The sequence below is a fragment of the Zoogloea sp. JDB1 genome (assembly GCF_056724025.1).
This window is the reverse complement of record NZ_CM161496.1, coordinates 1,835,033-1,853,551: the sequence shown is the minus strand read 5'-3', so window position 1 is coordinate 1,853,551 and position 18,519 is coordinate 1,835,033. Positions and strand designations below refer to the sequence as shown.

Below are 18,519 nucleotides of genomic sequence, written 5' to 3'. Positions count from 1 at the left end.
GGTTAGCGTACCTTCCGGGCCAGGCCGGCACGTACCGGGTCGAGGGCCACGCTCTCGCCACCGGCAAGGCCGGCCAGTACTTCGACGCTGCCGTCGTCCAGCGCGTTGCCGAGGCGCAGTTGGCGCAGGCTGAAGCCACCCTTGCCGTCCGCCACGTAGATGCCGGTCAATTCACCGCGACGCAGCACCGCCGCCGCCGGCACCGCCAGGCGCGGCGCCTCGCCAACCGCAAAATGCACGCGCGCCGCCATGCCCGGCACCACACCGGCCACATCCGGCGGCAGATTCACCCGCACGCGGGCCGTGTGGGTCCGCGGGTCGGCCGCCGGCAGCACGACGACGGACGCCGTCTCCAGCCAGCGCCCGGACTCGGGAAACTCGACCCGTGCCTTCATGCCCGCCTTGGCCAAATCAGCCAGCCGGGCCTGGGGCACGTCGGCCACCGCGCGCAGGCCGCCCGGCTCATAGACGATCAGTAGCGGGCGCCCCGGCTGGGCCATCTCGCCGGCCTCGGTGAGGCGCTGGGCGACGACGCCATTCAGCGGCGAGGTGACGGTGGCGAAGCCGCGGGAGGCGTCGGCCTGCGCGCGCCCGGCTTCGGCCGCTTTCTGCTGGGCCAGCGCCGCGTCATACGCGGCCTGGGCCTGGTCGAGGGCCGCAGCGCTGACGAAATTTCGCGCCTTCAGGCTGCGGGCCCGCTCCAAGCCCAGGCGAGCATCGCCGAGCCGGGCCTGGGCCGCCGCGACGTTGGCCGCGGCGCCGGCCACCGCCTGGTCGGCCTCACGGGTGTCGATGCGCATCAGCACCTCGCCCTGGCGCACCCGTGCGCCGGCGTCCACCTTGGCCTCCAGCACGCGGCCCTGCACCTGGGACGCAACGGTGGCTTGGCGGACCGCCTCGATGACGGCTTCGCTGACGTAGGTACCGGCGCGGGCCAGCGCGCGAACCTGGACGGTGGGAACGGCGTCCGCGCCATCGGCCGCCAACAGCGGCCCATGGGCGAACACGAGGCAGGCCAGCAGGCCGGCACGCAGGGCTGGGAGGTATCGGAACATAAATATTAGAATAATCTAATATTTAAATGCGTCAAGACCCTCGCTGGTTCCCATGGGGGCAAATTCACGGCTTCTCTTCTCTGTAGACCGACCAGAGTCTGCGGGCGGGCGAGTAAATAAATTAACCCGCCCAGACAAAACCAGCTCCGCTCACCAGTGCTTCAGGCTCCGGCCGAATACGCCGCCATCGCGCGCACGACGCCATCGTCCTCGCCGACCGCCTCCACCAGCTCGATGCGACAGTCTGGATGACGCGCCCGCGCAGCCTCCACCAGCACCGGCACGTCGCGCTTGAGGTGGCCGCCCTGGGCCAGGAACAGCGGCACGATGCGCAGGCTACGCGCACCGGCGGCAACCGCCGCCTCGACCGCATCGGCCAGCGTCGGCTCCATCAATTCGAGAAAGGCAACCGTCACCTGCGCGTCCGGCCTCAAGCGCTTCACCTCCGCCGCCACCCGGCGTGCCGGCTCCGCCCATTGCGGATCCCGCGCCCCATGGGCGAACAACACGATCGCTTCCTGCGTCATCTTCTGCTCCTGCCTGTCTGCATCAAAACTGATGTGACCATACTCGATGTTAATCCACGCAGCCGGTGGAACATGGTCAAATCCCCACCCCACTGCGTTCCTGCTCCGCCATGTTCATTCCGCCCCGCCTCCGGCACGCAGTTGCCGCCCTCGTCCTGCTGACCTGCAGCAGCCTCTCCGCCCGCGCCGAGCTGCGCCCAGAATCTGTCCCCGGCGGCGTCGCCGCAATCCTCGTCGCCGAGGCCGGCGCCCCCCGCCCGGAGGTCCGCTATGCCGGCCACCCGGTATTCCTGCAGCAGCGCCAGGAAGGCTGGTACGCACTGGTCGGCCTGCCCCTCGACACGCCGGTCGGTGACCAATACCTGGAAGTCGGCCCCGACGCAGCCCGACGCCCCCGGCCCTTCCACGTGGCCGCCAAGGCCTACCCGGTACAACGGCTGACAATCAAGAACCCGAAGATGGTCACCCCCGACGACGAAGATCTGGACCGCATCAACGCAGAGCGGGACCGCCAGATCAGCGTCCGCAGCCAGTTCCGCGACGTGGCCGTGCCGCGCACGGACCTCGCCCTGCCAGCTACCGGCCGCCTGTCCAGCCGCTTCGGCCTGCGCCGGATCTTTAACGGCGAGCCGCGCGCCCCGCATACCGGGCTGGACGTGGCAGTACCGACCGGGACCGCCGTACACGCCCCCGCCGACGGCGTGGTGACGTTGGTGGACGACTTCTACTTCAATGGCAAGACCGTCTTCGTGGACCACGGCCAGGGCTTCGTCAGCATGGTCTGCCACCTGGACAAGGCCAGCGTCCAGCTCGGCCAGGCGGTGCGCCGCGGCGACGTGCTCGGCCAGTCCGGCAGCAGCGGCCGCGCCACCGGCCCCCATCTGCACTGGAGCGTCTATCTCAACGGCGCAGCGGTCGACCCGGCCCTGTTCATCGAGCCGCCGCCAGCCCGTTGAGCACCCGCGCGGCAGCGAACAGGCCGACGCTGGCGGTCACCGTCACCACCGAGCCGAAGCCGGCGCAGTTGAGACCGGCCGGCCCACCCACCAACACCTCGCAGGCCACGTCGGACGACGGGTAGCGCAGCGGCTCGGTGGAGAACACCGCCTCCACGCCGAACTTCTTCTTCGGGTCACGGGCAAAGCCATGGCTCTTGCGCAGTTGCCCCCGCACCTTGGCCAGGAGCGGGTCCTGGATCGTCCGCGACAAGTCGTCCACGCGGATCTGTGTCGGATCGATCTGCCCGCCGGCGGCGCCACAGGTGATCACCGGCACGCCGGTACGCCGGCAGAAGGCGATCATCGCCACCTTCACGCGCACGGCGTCGATGGCATCCACCACGTAGTCGAAACCCGCACCGAGCAGCTCGGCGGTGTTATCGATGGTCACGAAATCATCGACAACGTCCACCCGGCAGGCCGGGTTGTAGCCGGCGATGCGCTCACGCATGGCCTCCACCTTGGCCTGGCCGAGGGTCGCGTCCGCGGCGTGGATCTGCCGATTGATGTTGGATTCGGCGACGTGGTCCAGATCGATAAGGGTCAGCCGACCGATGCCGCTGCGGGCCAGCCCTTCCGCCGCCCACGAGCCGACACCACCGATGCCCACCACGCAGACCCGCGCCTCTGCCAGCCGGGTCCGCCCGGCCTCTCCGTAAAGGCGGGCCAAGCCGCCGAAGCGGCGGGAATCGTCGGGGGCATCGAGATCGGTCTTTTCCATGGTGCGTAAATCCGGTTCGGGCGCGCAAATATACCTGACGGGGCCATAATCCCGGGTCCTTGCCGCTCATCACGCAATCACGTCCATGCCCCGCTATACCCACATCCTGTTCGACCTCGACGGCACGCTCATCGACTCCGCACCGGCGATCCTGGCCAGCTTCCGCGACGCCTTCTCCCACGCCGGGGTGAAACCCGTCGTCGCCATCGACGAGAGCATCATCGGACCGCCGCTGCTGGAAACCCTGCAGTTGCTGAGCGGCAGCACTGACGCGGCGCTGATCGCCCGCCTCGCCGACGGCTTCAAGGCCAGCTACGACAGCGAAGGTTACAAGCAGACCGCCGCCTATGCCGGCGTCGGCGACATGCTCAAGGCCCTGAAGGACGCCGGCCTGTCCCTATCCATCGCCACCAACAAGCGCATCCATCCCACCCGCCTGATCCTCGCCCACCTGGGCTGGCTCGACTACTTCGACCACATCTACGCGCTGGATCTCTTCGAACCGCGCCTGCCCACCAAGGCCGCGATGATCGCCCGCCTGCTGGCCGACCACGCGCTGCCAAAAGAGAACGCCATCTACATCGGCGACCGCAGCGAGGACGGCGAATCGGCGGATGCGAACGGCTTGCCCTTCGTCGCAGCCACCTGGGGCTACGGGAGTCTGTCACCTGAAGCACTACAATCCCATTGGCGTTGCGCGGCGTCCCCCGCCAGGATGCTTGTCGGGCTCACGCTCGATTGAGCGGACAGGTACCTCCTGAACCCCGGCCACGCCGCCGATTAAAGCAGGCAGCCCTTGTGCCGTAACAAAACCCACAGCCCTCACCCGCCGACAGCCCGCCAGGACATGAAGCCCATCACCCGCTACTGCATTTCGCACGCAGAACCAATGCTCCCCCCCTACTGGTTCGACGATGCCATTGCCCTGGGCGAATACGAAGAAGAAAGCCCCTTGCACATCAGCCGGCTGCACAACTTCTGGCACAAGAACCGGAGCCTCTCCTTCGGCGCAGCGGGCTCCTATGCACTGCCCCGCGCCCTGGAACAACTGCCTCCGGAATACCAGTTGGTGGGGATCTGTTCCTATCGCAAAGCCATCCTTCGTCGTCCGCTCGGCCGCCCTTCCGAGAGCTACCCGACGATGCGGGAAATGGAACGCCATGAAGCCGAACCCCTGGATGCATCGGAAATGAGTCCCACCGGCGAGCATGAATTCCTCCTCGCCCAGCCCCGGCACTTTCCGACCGGACTCTTCCATCAATATGCGCTGGTCCACGAGCTGGTCGATCTGCTCGACTACACTTCACTCGCGATCAATAACGGGATCCTCGACAAGGCAGCGGCTGCCGACTTCGTCAGGGAACAGGTCATCATCCCGGGCGGCTGCGAACTGGGGATCTATCCCCGCCAGTGGCTTGGCGAAACATTGAGTGCGCTGAGCACACTGGGAAAAACATTCCTGGAGACTTACGGGAGCCGCATCCGCGGCTACAACATCTATCAAATCCGTGCAGTGGGCTTCCTATCCGAACGGCTGGGCTCCTTCCTGCTGATGCGCGAATTGAACCGTCGTTACCCCAAGGGCACACCGCCGGAGGTCTTCGGCCACATGACCTGCATCATTGAAGACGGACGCACCTACGCCGCCAGCACTACAAACACCTGATTCACCTCGCGCAGGATTTTGATCAAGGACCATCCATGAAGGCAGTCATTCTTGCCGGCGGCTTGGGCACACGCATTTCCGAGGAAACCCACCTCAAACCAAAGCCGATGATCGACATCGGCGGCAAGCCGATTCTCTGGCATATCATGAAAATCTATGCCGCCCACGGGGTCAATGAATTCGTCATCTGCTGCGGCTACAAGGGCTATGTGATCAAGGAGTATTTCGCCAACTATTTTCTTTACATGTCGGACGTCACCTTCGACATGGCAGAGAACCGCATGGAAGTGCATCACAAGAAAGCGGAGCCCTGGCGGGTGACCCTGATCGATACGGGGGAAGACACCCTCACCGGCGGTCGCCTGAAACGCGTGGCCGACTACGTCAAGGACGACGAAGCCTTCTGCTTCACCTACGGCGATGGGGTCAGCGACCTCGACATCCAGGCCTCCATCGACTTCCATCGCCTGCACGGCAAGCTCGCCACCGTGACAGCGGTGCTACCGCCCGGCCGGTACGGCGCCCTGGAGTGCAATGGCAATCAGGTCACGAGCTTCATCGAGAAGCCCCGCGGCGACGGAGGTCTCATCAATGGCGGCTTCTTCGTGCTCTCGCCAAAGTGTCTCGACTACATCGACAACGACCAGTGCAGTTGGGAAGGCGCCCCTCTGACCCAACTGGCCCAGGACGGTGAAATGATGGCCTTCGAACACCGCGGCTTCTGGCATCCGATGGACACCCTGCGCGACAAAAATTTTCTGGAAGATCTCTGGCTTTCCGGCAAGGCGCCCTGGAAGGTCTGGTCGTGATTCCCAGGCCAGACTTCTGGCGCGGCAAGCGGGTCCTGCTGACCGGCCACAGCGGTTTCAAGGGCAGCTGGCTGGCCCTGTGGCTGGAGCGACTCGGTGCGGAGCTCACGGGCATCAGCCTGCCCCCCGCGACGGAACCCAGCCTGTTCGCGCTCAATGGCGGTGAGCGACGCGGCCGCAGCCGCTTCTGCGACATCCGCGATGCGGCGGCCCTTGCCGCTTTGGTCCACGAAGCCAGGCCCGAGATCGTTTTCCACCTGGCAGCCCAGCCACTGGTACGCGCCAGCTACCGGGATCCCATCGCGACCTTCTCGAGCAACGTGCTCGGAACGGCTCACCTCCTGGACGCCCTTCGCCAGGTCGACGGACTGCTCGTCGCGGTGATGGTCACGACGGACAAGGTCTATCGCAACGAGGAATGGCCATGGCCCTACCGGGAGATCGATGCCCTCGGCGGGCATGACCCCTACAGCGCCAGCAAGGCCGCCAGCGAACTGGTCATCGCCAGTTACCGCGACGCGTTCCTGCGGGCACACGGCACGGCGGTCGCAAGCGCGCGCGCCGGCAACGTGATCGGCGGCGGCGACTGGTCGGAAGATCGCCTGCTTCCCGATGCCGTGCGCGCCTGGCAGACCGGGCAGACACTCTACATCCGCAACCCCGACGCCGTCCGCCCCTGGCAGCATGTCCTCGACGCCCTCGCCGGTTATCTGGCCCTGGCCCAGCATCTCTGGGATCGCCCCGAACTGGCCGGCGCCTACAACTTCGGCCCCGCAACCGCGGATATCGCGAGTGTGCGCGACGTGATCGAACTCGCTCGGAAGGCCTACGCCGACGGGGACGTCCGCTACGGTGAAAGCCCAGCCGGCCCTCATGAAGCCGGCCTGCTGAGCCTGGACTCGGCCAAGGCCCAAAGGCTTCTCGGCTTCCGGCCGCACTGGCACATCGACGACGCCGTCCGGCACACGATGGCCTGGTACCGCGCCCAACGCGACGGCGCCGATACGAGAGCGCTATGTACCGCCGACATTGCCGCATGGGAGGCGGCTGCATGAACCGGCTGACGATAACGCCCCTGCCGCTGGGCGGACTGACGCTCATCGAAGCGCAGCGCATCGGCGATAAGCGCGGTTTCCTCGAGCGCCTCTTCTGCGCGGAGGAATTGCTGGACGCCGGCTGGAGCAAACCGATAGCACAGATCAACCACACCTACACGGCCCGGCGCGGCACCGTGCGCGGACTCCATTTCCAGCACCCGCCCCACGCCGAGATGAAGCTCGTCCGCTGCATCCGCGGCGAGGTGTGGGACGTGGCGGTGGATCTGCGCCACGGCTCGGCAAGCTTCCTGAACTGGCATGCGGAAAAGCTCTCGGCTGACAACGGCCGGGCGCTGCTGCTGCCCGAGGGCTTTGCCCACGGCTTCCAGACCCTGAGCGACGATGTCGAAATGCTGTATTGCCACTCGGCCGCCTATGCCCCTGCCGCGGAAGATGGCCTCCACGCGGAAGATCCGCGACTGGCGATTTCCTGGCCAATGCCAATCACCGAGCTTTCGGCGAGAGACCAAGGCCATCTGCCACTGACCGAAGGATTTGCTGGGATCAAGCCATGAAATGCCGTCACTGCGCCTCACCGCTGACCCATATCTTTCTCGACCTCGGCTTCGCGCCCCCGTCCAATGCCTACCTGACGACGGCCGATCTGACGCGCCCGGAGAAATACTATCCGCTCCGCACCCGCGTCTGCGACGAGTGCTGGCTGGTCCAGACCGAGGATTACACCGACAGCAGCGAACTGTTCGATGAACAGTATGCGTACTTCTCCAGCACGTCCAGCGGCTGGCTGGCCCACGCCGCACGCTACGCGGAGGCCATGACCCGCCGGTTGCGCCTCGACCGCGACAGCCTGGTCATCGAGATCGCCTCCAACGACGGCTACCTGCTCAGGAACTTCGTTGCCGCCGGTATCCCCTGCCTGGGGATCGAACCGACCGCCAGCACGGCCGCCGCCGCCGAGGCGCTCGGCATCCCGGTCCTGCGCGACTTCTTCGACTCCCGCCTGGCCGGGCAACTCGCCGCCTCGGGGCAACAGGCGGACCTGATCGCCGGCAACAACGTGTTCGCCCATGTGCCGGACATCAACGATTTCGCCCGTGGACTCAAGACGGCACTCCGGCCGAACGGCACCATCACTCTCGAATTCCCTCACCTGATGCGCCTGATCGAGCACGTGCAGTTCGACACCGTCTATCACGAGCACTTCTCCTACCTGTCCCTCTACACCACGCAGCGCATCCTGCAGGCAGCCGGTCTGCGCATTTATGACGTCGAAGAGCTCTCTACCCATGGCGGCAGCCTGCGGATCTTCGCCTGCCACGCCGACGCTCCGCTCCCGACATCACCAGCCGTCTCCGCCCTGCTCGCCGAAGAAGAACGACGTGGCCTGCGCAGCCTGACGGTCTATCGTGACTTCCAGACACGGGCCAACCGCATCAAGGACGACTTCCTCGGCTTCCTGATCGAACAGAAACGCGCCGGCCGCAAACTCGCCGCCTACGGCGCAGCGGCCAAGGGCAACACCCTGCTCAATTACGCCGGCATCAAGCCCGACCTGTTGCCCTTCGTGTGCGACGCAGCCCAGGCCAAACAGGGCAAATTCCTGCCGGGCAGCCATATCCCCATCCTGTCCCCCGACAGCCTGCGCGACTGCGAACTCGACTTCCTCATCATCCTGCCGTGGAACATCGCGACGGAAGTCAAAGCCCAAAACCGCCCTCTCGCCGCCCGGGGAACGCAATTCGTCACGGCAGTTCCGCACCTGGAAATCACATGAGCGCCCGCATTCACTACACCAAGCCATCCATCACCGAACTGGAAATCGGCTATGCCACCGATGCGGCGGCCAATGGCTGGGGCGAACGGTGCTATGAGTACATCCAGCGCTTCGAAGACGCCTTCAAGTCCCACCTGGGCGTCAAGTATGCAATCGCTACCTCGAGCTGCACCGGGGCCCTCCACATGGGCATGGCGGCACTCGGCATCGGCCCGGGCGATGAGGTCATCCTCGCCGACACGAACTGGATCGCCAGCGCGGCCCCGATCGTTCATCTGGGGGCACATCCGGTCTTCGTCGACATCCTGCCCGACTCCTGGTGCCTCGACCCGGAAAAGGTCGAACAGGCCATCACCCCACGCACCAAGGCCATCGTCGCCGTCCATCTCTACGGCAATCTGTGCGACATGGCGCGGCTGCTCGCCATCGGCGAGAAACACGGGATTCCCGTCATCGAGGATGCCGCCGAGGCCATCGGCTCGGTCTATCGTGACCAACGGGCCGGTTCGATGGGCCGCTTCGGTGCCTTCTCGTTCCATGGCACCAAGACGCTCACCACCGGAGAAGGCGGCATGTTCGTCACCAATGACCCGGAACTCTACGAGCACGTCCTCACCCTCAGCAATCACGGGCGAGCGAGAAATCAAAGCCGGCAATTCTGGCCGGAGGTGGTCGGGTTCAAATACAAGATGTCGAACCTTCAGGCGGCCATCGGCTACGGCCAGATGCAGCGCATCGATGAACTGACAACGCGCAAACGCCAGATTCTTGCGGATTACCGTAACACCCTGTCTGCCCACGCAGGGCTTGCCATGAATCCAGAGCCAGAAGGGACCATCAACGGCGCCTGGATGCCCACGGTCGTCTTCGCCCCCGAAACGGGGGTCACACGCGAACAGCTGCAAAGTGCATTTGCGGCAGACCACATCGATGCCCGGGTGTTCTTCCATCCGCTCTCCAGCCTGCCACCCTTTGAGGAACGCCGCTGCAACACGAACGCCTTCGACATTCCGGCGCGAGCGATCAATCTGCCCAGCTACCATGACATGACCGTCTCCGATCAAGAGCGGGTCACGGCGGTCATCCTGAGTTGCCTGGACAAATAGGTGGCACCGGCAACGGGGCTCAGGATCATGGGAGAAATACCGTTCACCTGAAGTCCGCACCAACCTGCACCTGCCATCCGGGAAAGACCACGAGTACTGCGACGCGACACCCTTCTGTTCAACACTCTGCAAAGGTCAAGACGCCATGAAGATATATATGCTGGGCGCTGCAAATCCAGAAACCATCCGCATGGTGAGAGCGGTTCAACGGGCTACTCCAAACGTCCATTTTGCAGGGATGCTTGACAATGACCAGACAAAGAAAGGGACGGACTTCTTTGGAATTCCCGTTCTGGGCGGACTGGAACTGGTCGAGTCCCTGAAAGGTGACGATGTCGGCTTCGTGAATCTGATCACCGGCAGTACCAAGGTACGCCATCAAACCACATTGGAGATTCTGGCCGCAGGCGGGAAATTGACCAACCTGATCCATCCGAACATTGATTTGACGATGACCAAAATCGGGGTCGGCCTATACCTGCAGGAATCCGTGATTCTTCAGGCGGAAGTGGAGGTCGGCGACAACAGCAGCATCCATATGGGCGCCGTCATCGGGCACGAATCGAAAATCGGACAATCCGTATTCATTGCCCACGCCGTCAGCGTTTCCGGGTGCTGCTCCATAGGGGACGGCACCTTCATCGGCACCAACGCAACGATCCTGCCGCGCATCAAGATCGGCCGATGGGCAACTATCGGTGCAGGCTCGGTCGTGACCAAAGACGTTCCGGATTTTGCAGTCGTCGTTGGAAACCCCGCCAAGATCATAAGAATCAATGAAGGAGAAATGAATTGAAGAATTTGAGCGAGCAGTTTCAGGAAGAGGTCGTGGAGAACATCGCGGCTTTATCCAGCGATGATCTCCTTCACGACATGACCAGCCAGTGGGTCAATCGTAGCGCGGCGAGTAAATACACCTACAATTTCCGCTGGCTCGGCCGTCCCATCATCCAATATCCGCAAGACATCGTTGCCATGCAGGAGCTGATCTGGTCGGTCAAACCCGACCTGATCATCGAGACCGGCATCGCCCATGGCGGATCGCTTGTTTTCAGTGCCTCCATGCTGGCACTTCTCGACCTGTCCGATGCCATCGAATCCGGACAGACGCTCGATCCACGCAATTCCCGTCGCGAAGTACTCGGTGTGGACATCGACATCAGGGCTCACAACAGAGCCGCCATCGAAGCCCACCCCATGTACTCCCGTATCCGGATGATCGAAGGCTCAAGCACCTCATCCGCGGTCATCGAGCAGGTCAGGGCGATTGCCGCGACGCATGAGCGTATCCTCGTATGCCTCGACAGCAATCACACCCATGAGCACGTTCTGGCCGAGCTGAATGCCTATGCTGCCCTTGCCAGCAAGGGCAGCTATTGCGTGGTCTTCGACACGATCATCGAGGACATGCCCAAATCCATGTTTCCGGATCGCCCCTGGGGCCCTGGCGACAACCCCAAGACTGCCGTCCACGAATACCTGAAAACGCACCCGGAATTCGAGGTCGATCGAAGCATTCATCAGAAGCTCGTACTCACCGTGGCACCGGACGGCTACCTGAAACGGATCTCCTGACAACTACGCCCCCGGATTCGCAGCAAGTACCCGCGGCCTCACTTTCCGCAGACATTGTTTCCCCGCCCACATCATGGACAACGCGCTTCCCTCCCGAACCTCCGGTCGCCTGCCGGTGCCGACAGATCGCAATGTCAGCTTCGTCATCTGCTCGACCGATGACGAAAAGTTTGCGTATATCAGTCGCCGCATTGGCGAAATCTGCACCTCGGACAACGAAATCCTGCGCATCAGTGATGCGAAATGCCTTGCCGAGGGTTACACCCGAGGCGTCGCGCAAGCCCGTTTCGAAACCATCGTACTTTGCCAGGACGACATCGACATCCTGTGCCAGGACGCACTGGACGACGTTCTGCACAAGGGCTTGCAGGAATTCGACCTGATCGGCGTCGCCGGGCCCACCGCCCTGAAGGCGACGCACTGGCTCGACAGCGGCGCCGCCAATCTGGCCGGTCTGTTGATTCAAGGCCCGGTAGGGAAGGCGGATGCGCCATTCTCGGTCACCTACTACGATACCGGCGATGTCCTTCACATCGAGGTCCAGGCCCTTGACGGCGTATTCATCGCCGCCAAAAAGGAAGTCTTCGCACGCGTAAGGTTCGACAGCAACGCCTTCGACGGCGCCCAACTATACGATATCGACTTCACCTATCGCTGCCATCGAGCCGGGCTTCGCGTCGGGGTCATGAAGGAATTGCTGCTCGTCAGTGGAAGCACCTCCGCCCCCGACGGAGGCGATTGGCAACGCTACGAAAAGCGCTTCTGCGAGAAATTTCCCGAATTCGAGGCCACCCGTTTCTACCCCCGGTACATGCCTGGCAGCGTGAAGGCTGCGTCGCTCACCGACGCGCTGGCCCTCTGCTCCGACCCCAACTACCTGCGAACCCCCACCGTGGGGCAATCCGTCTCCACCTCCGGTTCCGACAAGCTCCCCAAGACAGCCAGCGATGACAAGCGTTATGCCCTATGGCGTTCGCGCACCTCGATGCGGGAGATCGATGCCGAGCTACTCGCCGAGCGCATGACGCTCAAATGGCATCAACGGCCGGGCATTCACCTGCTGATGGCGCTTCATCCTGGCGAGGAATCCTTACTGGCCGACACGATCGACAGCCTCGCCGCACAGTTGTATCCGGAGTGGCTGCTCACCGTGGTCACCGGCATCGACACACCGGAAGGACTCACCGAGATCCCGAACATCCAGTGGCTGGCGCTACGCGACGTCGCACATATCGATTACGTGATCGACGAAATGGCCGCAGCCTCCCCGGGAACCTGGCTGGCCCGCATCGAGCCCGGCCTGACCCTTGAGCCGCAAGCCCTGCAGATCGTGGCCGACGATATCAACGCCAGGCCAGAATGGCGTCTGATCTACTGCGACGAAGACACCCGCGAAACGGATGGCAGCTACACGGAACCGCTCTTCAAGCCCGATCTGAATCTGGATCTGTTGCGTGCCCAGGCTTATTTCGGCAGCTTCGTGCTCACCGAGAAACAGGCATTTCTTTCGGCCGGGCGCTACGGCGAGCATCGGGGCGCCGAAAACTACGACCTGACGCTGCGTATCCTCGACCAAAACGGTGAGGCAAGCATCGGCCATATCGACCACGTACTGGCCCATCTGCCGCGCACCTCCCGGCGCGCCATGCAGCCTGAGACCGAAAAGGTAGCACTCACCGAGCATCTGCTGCGCCGCGAACTCAAGGCAGAGGTACTGGACGGAGCGCTCTTCGGCACCCGCCGGGTTCATTACCTCTGGGATACCCAGCCCCTGGTCAGCATCATCATTCCGACCCGCGACCGGGAAGAATATCTACGGCCCCTGCTCGACAGCCTCCGGGAGCGGACCCACTACCCGAACTTCGAGATCATCGTCATCGACAATGGCAGCACCGATCCGGACACCTGCCGTTACCTGTCCAGCCTAGCCGATAAACAAGACTGCCGCATCCTCCCCCTTCCGGGTGATTTCAACTGGGCCCACAGCGCCAACACCGGTGCTGGGGCAGCCCGCGGGGACTATCTGCTGTTCCTTGATAACGACCTGCATATCGTCCAGGACGACTGGCTGGACCGGCTGATGGCCATCGCCCAGCGACCCGAGGTCGCCATCGTAGCGCCACGCCTTACCTACCCTGAAACCGCCAAGGTACAACAGGGGGCGTGGATTCTGGGATTCAATGCTCCGGTGGGCAACCCGTTCAACCAGTTGGAGCTGACCGACCCCGGCTACATGGGCCGCGCCCTGTGCGATCAGAACGTCAGCGCAGCCAGCGGCTCGGCCTTGCTGGTTCGCAAAGAAGTGTTCGATCAACTGGGCGGCATCAATGCCGCGGACTTCCCCGTCATCCATGGAGCACTCGATCTGTGCCTGCGGGCCGGAGAGAAGGCCTACAAGGTCGTCTGGACCCCCTATGCCGCCCTGGTTCATTACGGTGGCGTTTCCGTCCAGGCCCGCCAGCAGAAGCTCGAGAACAAACTGGCTGACCTGCTAGTCACCCAGCAGGCCAACGAGACCCTGCTCCAGCGCTGGCTGCCTCAACTTTCACACGACCCTGCTTACAACCGCCACCTGAGTCTGCTCGACCCTTTCAAGCCGGAGCATGTGGCCCCCATCGACTGGGATATCCAATTTCACGACCGACCGCGCATCCTGGCCGCCCCGGTCTCCGGCGGCGCGGGCGAATACCGCTTGCGTGCCCCGCTACGCGCAATCAGTCATGCCGGACTGGCCCAGACGATGATCTGCGAATCTCCCCAGGCCTTCACGACCCGGATTCTCTCGCCTATCGAACTGGCCCGGGCCGCTCCCGACGTCCTGATCCTCCACCAACCGCTGGATGCCGGCCAAAGCGACGCGCTGGAGCGGTACTCCCGTTACCTGCCCAAACTACGACAGATCCTCACCATCGACGACCTCGTCACCGACCTGCCCAGAAAGCATCCGTCCTACAAATCGGGTTACAAAGATGGACGTTTCCGCCTGCGCAAGAATCTCTCCCAGGTCGATCGCCTGGTCGTCAGCACGCAACCACTGGCCGACTCGTGGGCCGACATGATCGAGGACATCCGGATCATGCCCAACTGCCTGGAGTGGTCACATTGGGGGGGCGTCGAGCCGCCGCGCCGGCCGCGCGTGAAACCCCGGGTCGGCTGGGCCGGCGCCCAACAGCATCAAGGGGACCTCGAACTGATCTACGCCGTAGTGGAAGCCCTCGCCGATGAAGTGGACTGGATCTTCATGGGCATGTGCCCCACCCAGCTGAGGCCTTTCATCCATGAGTATCACGACTTCGAACGCGATTTTCAGGCCTACCCGAAAGCACTGGCCCGACTCGATCTCGACCTCGCCATCGCGCCACTGGACATCAACCCTTTCAATGAAGCCAAGAGCAACCTGCGCCTTCTTGAATATGGAGCCATGGGCTGGCCGGTGATCTGCACTGACATCTATCCCTACCAAAATGCCCCCGTCACTCGCCTGCCCAACGACGCGCAAAAGTGGATCGCCACAATCCGGGAACAACTCGCCGAGCCTGCGGCACTACGCGAAGCAGGGCTCGCCTTGCAGAAATGGGTCCATAGCGGATTCATTCTGGAGAATCATGTCGGTAGCTGGTTTGCAGCGTACGGGCCTTGACGGTGTCCTGGACCAGCCCACCCCGGCCAGCAAACAATCCGGAGAAACGGCTGGTTCGCTGGCGCCCTGAAAATCGCCCTAAAGCTTTGATAAACCGCGCCGCTATCAAGAGACACGGAGAGTTGGGATCAAGTTTTGTAAGATCATTCCCTACAAAAAAATGAACAAATCTCTAAAGTCCTCGCGGTCGACTCCGTTAATGAATTCAACGGCGGTTGCCTTACACAGACCGGGCAAGGCGAACCAAAGTTAAGCCGAAACGCTTATCTTGAACGGAATTAAGGAGAACCATCATGGCTGCCACAATCAACACCAACTCGATGTCGCTGAATGCCCAGCGCAACCTGTCCATGTCCCAGGCAGGCCTTGCCAAGTCAGTGCAACGGCTGTCGTCGGGTCTGCGCATCAACAGCGCTGCCGATGACGCGGCAGGTTTGGCGATTGCGGACCGCATGAACTCGCAAGCCAAGGGCTTTGACGTCGCGATCCGCAATGCGAACGACGGCGTGTCCATGGCACAGACGGCTGAAAGCGCGATGCAAGCCATCACGGACAACCTGCAGCGGATGCGTGAGCTGGCCGTGCAGTCGGCCAACGGCACCTATACGAGCGGCGACCGTGCCAACCTCGACGCAGAATTCCAGCAGCTGAACCAGGAAATCTCGCGTGTCATGAGCGGCACGTCCTTCAACGGTCAGAGCATCCTGAGCGGCACCTCGGACTTCAGTTTCCAAGTTGGCGCAGGCACTGCAACCACCGATCAGATCACGGTTTCCAGCGCCAACATCGAGTTGGCTACGGGCCAGTTCGCCGGGGCGACTTCCGCCGGTGCAATGACCGCTGCCTACATCTCCGGCTCGACCAGTGCTGGCGCGGCGGCGGCCATCGACGCCATTGACCAGGCGCTGACCACTGTCAACAATGCACGCGGCCAATGGGGCGCCGTCCAAAACCGCTTCAGCTCCGTCGTTCAGACTTTGCAGGTTGCATCTGAAAACTCGAAGTCCTCGCGCGGCCGAATCATGGATGCCGACTTCGCCCAGGAAACCGCTAACATGACCCGCGGCCAGATCCTGCAACAAGCTGGTACGGCCATGGTGGCACAGGCCAACAGCATGCCCAACAACGTGCTGTCCCTCCTGCGCTAAGCCGCTTCAAGCTTTTAAATTTCGCCGCAGCAGGCGCCGCACCGTAAAGGGAGCGGCGCTTTCTGCACAAATGGGAGATGATCATGAGCATTCAACCCGTCGGTTCGGGCGCGATGCAATACACCACGCCAGCCAAACCGCTCACCGCGGTGGACGGCAGCCGTCAGGCAGATGCCACCCCATCAAGCGGCGAAACCTCTGCGGCAAAGAGCGTCACTGAGGCAGACAAAGCCACGCAACTGACCCCGGATCAACTAGCCCAAGCGGTCAACCAGATTCAGGACGTCATCAAGCAAACCGCTCAAAGTCTGCAGTTTTCTATCGACAAAGACACCGGAACAACCGTAGTAAAGGTTGTCGATACCGAATCCAAGAAGGTGTTGCGCCAGATACCGTCAGAAGAAGTACTGGCCATCGCCAAGGCGCTGGACAAACTACAAGGTCTGCTGGTCAAGCAAAAAGTTTGATCCGCCTCCAGTACCCACCACCCGGTGGGTTTGTTTTTTTATGCAGCATCAAAGATAGGCACGGTTTATGCTGATGAATTGGCTGTCCGCTGATGCACTCAAGTTTCTCAAGCATCGGCCGTAAGCAAATCCAGCAGGAACACCGTAACACGGAGGAGTGCCATGGCAACCCTTTCATCCGCCGGCATCGGGTCGGGGCTAAACGTCGAATCCATCGTCACGGGGTTGATGAATGTTGAGCGACAGCCCCTTACCCAACTCCAGACCCAGCAAAGCAGCTACCAGTCGAAAATTTCGGCGCTCGGCACCCTCAAGAGTGCTCTTTCCTCTCTGCAATCAGCTGCCAGCGCCCTGACACCGGCAACTTTGCAAAGTCCGACGGCAGCTTTTGCCTCTTTCAATGCAACAGTTGCCGATTCGACGATAGCTTCGGCCACCACCACCAGTTCCGCGGTCACGGGCACCTACTCCGTCAACGTCACTAAACTGGGTAGCAGCCAGACCTTGGCGCTCAACGCGACATTTCAATCCGGCGATCAGGCATTGGACTTTGGCAGTGATGACACGCGCACGCTGACGATCCAACAAGGCAGCAACGCAGCCGTCACCATCACGCTGGACAAGAGCCAGAACACTCTGAGCGCCCTGCGCGATGCGATCAACAACGCCGGTGCTGGCGTGAGCGCCAGCACGGTTACGGACAGCAATGGAGTACAGCATCTCCAGCTCACGGCAGATCAGGCCGGAACGGCGAATGCAATTACATTGGGCGGAACGGTCGCGTTCAAGGGCGCCGCGGCCTCCGTCAGCAATAGCGATTTCACGGAAACCCAAGCTACCGATGCCATCGTCCAGATCCAGGGCATCACCGTAAAAGCCAACGGCAATACCGTATCAGACGCCATTGATGGCGTCACCTTGACGCTAGCCAAAGAAGGCTCGACCAGCCTGACACTGACACGGGACACCTCGGCCTTGAAGAGCAAGCTCACGGCCTTCGTCAATGCCTACAACAGCCTGAATTCATCGATCAAGAGCCTTGGAGCCTACGACGCCACATCCAAGACGGGCGCCGTTCTCAATGGCGACTCGTCTCTGCGCAGCGTTCAATCCCAAGTCAGGGCCGCATTGACCAGCACGCCCAGCAGCTTGTCGAGCAATGCGTACAAAACGCTCAGCTCGCTGGGGATATCATTCCAGTCGGATGGCAGTCTTCAACTTGACAGTACCAAATTCGACAAAGCAGCCAGCACCAATTTTTCGGCAGTCGCATCGGCCATCAGCGCCTATGGCAGTGCGTTGAAAACCACAACGACCAACCTGCTAGGCACCACCGGCGTCATTGCCAGCCGCACGAACGGCTTGAATGCGAGCGTCACCAGCATTGGCAAACAAATCACTGCGCTCAACAACCGGCTGACCATCATCGAACAAACTTACCGTGCTCAGTTCACTGCCCTGGACACCACCATGACGAGCATGAACACAACGAGTACCTACCTGACCCAACAACTAGCAAAACTCTAAGAAAACACCCAACCGGAGAACAAGATGTCGTTCGGCCTCGCCGCCCGTCGTGCCGCCGCAGCCTACAGCGAAGTCGGTTTCGAAACAGGGGTTTCCACTGCCGATCCGCACAAGCTGATCCTGATGCTGTTCGAAGGCGCCCTTCTGCAGATCGGGACAGCTACGGCCGCCCTTGAGACGCAAAACGTTCCCGCCAAAGGCAAGGCCATCTCTCATGCGATCGAAATCATCGGCAACGGCCTCAAGGTCAGTCTCGATTACGAAGCGGGGGGAGATCTTGCAGAACGCCTGGGCGCCCTGTATGAGTACATGATGCAGCGACTCCTCTACGCCAACCTGCACAACAGCAAGCCGGCCCTCGATGAAGTCGCGAAGCTGCTTTCCGAACTGAAAGGCGCCTGGGAAGAAATCGGCACCCCCGACCAGGCCAACCGTTAAGACTGCCGGA

The 18,519-nt window shown here is 62.3% G+C and carries 18 protein-coding genes; 15 read left to right on the top strand and 3 right to left on the bottom strand.

Translation table 11 applies throughout. From position 1 onward, the window contains the following. Positions 1 to 2: 2 nt before the first annotated feature. The gene (locus AC1PPK_RS08215) at positions 3 to 1,055 is read right to left on the bottom strand and encodes an efflux RND transporter periplasmic adaptor subunit (protein WP_481117350.1); all 1,053 of its coding nucleotides are present in this window, start codon (positions 1,053 to 1,055) and stop codon (positions 3 to 5) included. 161 nt (positions 1,056 to 1,216) lie between these two features. Further along, positions 1,217 to 1,582 carry a sirohydrochlorin chelatase gene (locus AC1PPK_RS08210; RefSeq protein ID WP_481117349.1) on the bottom strand — a complete coding sequence of 122 codons (366 nt, stop codon included), beginning with the start codon at positions 1,580 to 1,582 and terminating at the stop codon, positions 1,217 to 1,219. 110 nt (positions 1,583 to 1,692) lie between these two features. On the opposite strand from AC1PPK_RS08210, the gene AC1PPK_RS08205 reads away from it, so the two are divergent. Next, entirely contained in the window at positions 1,693 to 2,538 is an 846-nt protein-coding gene (locus AC1PPK_RS08205) for a peptidoglycan DD-metalloendopeptidase family protein (protein ID WP_481117348.1), read from the top strand. Here AC1PPK_RS08205 and tcdA read toward each other — a convergent pair. Then, the gene (tcdA, locus tag AC1PPK_RS08200; protein WP_481117347.1) at positions 2,513 to 3,301 is read right to left on the bottom strand and encodes a tRNA cyclic N6-threonylcarbamoyladenosine(37) synthase TcdA; all 789 of its coding nucleotides are present in this window, start codon (positions 3,299 to 3,301) and stop codon (positions 2,513 to 2,515) included. The two genes, AC1PPK_RS08205 and tcdA, sit on opposite strands and share 26 nt — an antisense overlap. Positions 3,302 to 3,386: 85 nt before the next feature. Here tcdA and AC1PPK_RS08195 point away from each other — a divergent pair, with 85 nt between their 5' ends. From AC1PPK_RS08195 to fliS, 14 genes are all read left to right on the top strand, one after another. Continuing rightward, positions 3,387 to 4,043, top strand: a complete 657-nt coding sequence (locus tag AC1PPK_RS08195; RefSeq protein WP_481117346.1) for an HAD family hydrolase — start codon at positions 3,387 to 3,389, stop codon at positions 4,041 to 4,043. Positions 4,044 to 4,148: 105 nt separating this feature from the next. After that, positions 4,149 to 4,967, top strand: coding sequence for a hypothetical protein (locus AC1PPK_RS08190; RefSeq protein WP_481117345.1), 819 nt, complete (start codon positions 4,149 to 4,151; stop codon positions 4,965 to 4,967). A gap of 35 nt (positions 4,968 to 5,002) precedes the next feature. Then, positions 5,003 to 5,776 carry a glucose-1-phosphate cytidylyltransferase gene (rfbF, locus tag AC1PPK_RS08185; RefSeq protein WP_481117344.1) on the top strand — a complete coding sequence of 258 codons (774 nt, stop codon included), beginning with the start codon at positions 5,003 to 5,005 and terminating at the stop codon, positions 5,774 to 5,776. Next, complete coding sequence (gene rfbG / locus AC1PPK_RS08180) at positions 5,773 to 6,831, top strand: CDP-glucose 4,6-dehydratase (RefSeq protein WP_481117343.1); 1,059 nt, start codon at positions 5,773 to 5,775, stop codon at positions 6,829 to 6,831. Before rfbF ends, rfbG begins: the two co-directional genes overlap by 4 nt. Then, complete coding sequence (locus AC1PPK_RS08175) at positions 6,828 to 7,388, top strand: dTDP-4-dehydrorhamnose 3,5-epimerase family protein (RefSeq protein ID WP_481117342.1); 561 nt, start codon at positions 6,828 to 6,830, stop codon at positions 7,386 to 7,388. The genes rfbG and AC1PPK_RS08175 overlap by 4 nt, the downstream gene beginning before the upstream one ends. Beyond that, positions 7,385 to 8,608, top strand: a complete 1,224-nt coding sequence (locus tag AC1PPK_RS08170) for a methyltransferase domain-containing protein (protein ID WP_481117341.1) — start codon at positions 7,385 to 7,387, stop codon at positions 8,606 to 8,608. The genes AC1PPK_RS08175 and AC1PPK_RS08170 overlap by 4 nt, the downstream gene beginning before the upstream one ends. Further along, entirely contained in the window at positions 8,605 to 9,714 is a 1,110-nt protein-coding gene (locus tag AC1PPK_RS08165) for a DegT/DnrJ/EryC1/StrS family aminotransferase (RefSeq protein ID WP_481117340.1), read from the top strand. The genes AC1PPK_RS08170 and AC1PPK_RS08165 overlap by 4 nt, the downstream gene beginning before the upstream one ends. Positions 9,715 to 9,859: 145 nt before the next feature. Continuing rightward, positions 9,860 to 10,510, top strand: a complete 651-nt coding sequence (locus AC1PPK_RS08160; RefSeq protein WP_481117339.1) for a NeuD/PglB/VioB family sugar acetyltransferase — start codon at positions 9,860 to 9,862, stop codon at positions 10,508 to 10,510. Beyond that, a complete protein-coding gene (locus AC1PPK_RS08155) occupies positions 10,507 to 11,289 on the top strand; it encodes a cephalosporin hydroxylase family protein (protein WP_481117338.1) in 783 nt (260 codons plus the stop codon). The genes AC1PPK_RS08160 and AC1PPK_RS08155 overlap by 4 nt, the downstream gene beginning before the upstream one ends. Positions 11,290 to 11,362: 73 nt before the next feature. Next, positions 11,363 to 14,929, top strand: coding sequence for a glycosyltransferase (locus tag AC1PPK_RS08150; protein WP_481117337.1), 3,567 nt, complete (start codon positions 11,363 to 11,365; stop codon positions 14,927 to 14,929). 293 nt (positions 14,930 to 15,222) lie between these two features. Continuing rightward, entirely contained in the window at positions 15,223 to 16,077 is an 855-nt protein-coding gene (locus AC1PPK_RS08145; protein WP_481117336.1) for a flagellin N-terminal helical domain-containing protein, read from the top strand. 83 nt (positions 16,078 to 16,160) lie between these two features. Further along, entirely contained in the window at positions 16,161 to 16,544 is a 384-nt protein-coding gene (locus AC1PPK_RS08140; protein WP_481117335.1) for a flagellar protein FlaG, read from the top strand. 162 nt (positions 16,545 to 16,706) lie between these two features. Continuing rightward, on the top strand, positions 16,707 to 18,071 hold the full coding sequence (gene fliD / locus AC1PPK_RS08135) for a flagellar filament capping protein FliD (protein ID WP_481117334.1): 1,365 nt from the start codon (positions 16,707 to 16,709) through the stop codon (positions 18,069 to 18,071). A 24-nt stretch (positions 18,072 to 18,095) separates the two neighbouring features. Then, positions 18,096 to 18,509 carry a flagellar export chaperone FliS gene (fliS, locus tag AC1PPK_RS08130; RefSeq protein ID WP_481117333.1) on the top strand — a complete coding sequence of 138 codons (414 nt, stop codon included), beginning with the start codon at positions 18,096 to 18,098 and terminating at the stop codon, positions 18,507 to 18,509. Positions 18,510 to 18,519 lie beyond the last annotated feature (10 nt).

Bases quoted from the DNA above. Each gene is read 5' to 3' on its own strand.
- AC1PPK_RS08165 (WP_481117340.1), top strand. From the start codon at position 8,605: ATGAGCGCCCGCATTCACTACACCAAGCCATCCATCACCGAACTGGAA.
- AC1PPK_RS08190 (WP_481117345.1), top strand. From the start codon at position 4,149: ATGAAGCCCATCACCCGCTACTGCATTTCGCACGCAGAACCAATGCTC.
- AC1PPK_RS08210 (WP_481117349.1), bottom strand. From the start codon at position 1,582: ATGACGCAGGAAGCGATCGTGTTGTTCGCCCATGGGGCGCGGGATCCG.
- AC1PPK_RS08140 (WP_481117335.1), top strand. From the start codon at position 16,161: ATGAGCATTCAACCCGTCGGTTCGGGCGCGATGCAATACACCACGCCA.
- fliD (WP_481117334.1), top strand. From the start codon at position 16,707: ATGGCAACCCTTTCATCCGCCGGCATCGGGTCGGGGCTAAACGTCGAA.
- AC1PPK_RS08145 (WP_481117336.1), top strand. From the start codon at position 15,223: ATGGCTGCCACAATCAACACCAACTCGATGTCGCTGAATGCCCAGCGC.
- AC1PPK_RS08160 (WP_481117339.1), top strand. From the start codon at position 9,860: ATGAAGATATATATGCTGGGCGCTGCAAATCCAGAAACCATCCGCATG.
- AC1PPK_RS08215 (WP_481117350.1), bottom strand. From the start codon at position 1,055: ATGTTCCGATACCTCCCAGCCCTGCGTGCCGGCCTGCTGGCCTGCCTC.
- rfbF (WP_481117344.1), top strand. From the start codon at position 5,003: ATGAAGGCAGTCATTCTTGCCGGCGGCTTGGGCACACGCATTTCCGAG.
- fliS (WP_481117333.1), top strand. From the start codon at position 18,096: ATGTCGTTCGGCCTCGCCGCCCGTCGTGCCGCCGCAGCCTACAGCGAA.
- AC1PPK_RS08170 (WP_481117341.1), top strand. From the start codon at position 7,385: ATGAAATGCCGTCACTGCGCCTCACCGCTGACCCATATCTTTCTCGAC.
- AC1PPK_RS08150 (WP_481117337.1), top strand. From the start codon at position 11,363: ATGGACAACGCGCTTCCCTCCCGAACCTCCGGTCGCCTGCCGGTGCCG.
- AC1PPK_RS08175 (WP_481117342.1), top strand. From the start codon at position 6,828: ATGAACCGGCTGACGATAACGCCCCTGCCGCTGGGCGGACTGACGCTC.
- AC1PPK_RS08205 (WP_481117348.1), top strand. From the start codon at position 1,693: ATGTTCATTCCGCCCCGCCTCCGGCACGCAGTTGCCGCCCTCGTCCTG.
- tcdA (WP_481117347.1), bottom strand. From the start codon at position 3,301: ATGGAAAAGACCGATCTCGATGCCCCCGACGATTCCCGCCGCTTCGGC.
- AC1PPK_RS08195 (WP_481117346.1), top strand. From the start codon at position 3,387: ATGCCCCGCTATACCCACATCCTGTTCGACCTCGACGGCACGCTCATC.